This is a genomic window from Belnapia mucosa, from assembly GCF_016775475.1.
Taxonomy (GTDB): domain Bacteria; phylum Pseudomonadota; class Alphaproteobacteria; order Acetobacterales; family Acetobacteraceae; genus Belnapia; species Belnapia mucosa.
This window is the reverse complement of record NZ_JAEUXJ010000163.1, coordinates 1-204: the sequence shown is the minus strand read 5'-3', so window position 1 is coordinate 204 and position 204 is coordinate 1. Positions and strand designations below refer to the sequence as shown.

The window sequence follows — 204 nt, the reverse complement described above, 5'->3', positions numbered from 1 at the left end:
ACCGTCGACGTCGGCCTCTTTGGCCCGGTAGGCAGGTCGGCCACAAAGGCGCGCTTGCGCCACTTGGCCACCGTCTTCGGGTTGATCCCGTAGCGCCTGGCCAGCCCCCTCAGGCTCTCTTGACTATGCTGTATCGCTCGACGGACCGCCGCTGTCGTTGTGGCGCTCCCATGCTGAACTTGGCCCATAGCGCGTCCTTCCACG

Annotated in this window: 1 pseudogene; it reads right to left on the bottom strand. The window is 65.7% G+C overall.

Annotated elements, in window-relative coordinates:
* Positions 1-188 (bottom strand): annotated as a pseudogene (locus JMJ55_RS30770) (helix-turn-helix domain-containing protein); the annotation flags it as partial.
* Between the last annotated feature and the right edge of the window lie 16 nt (positions 189-204).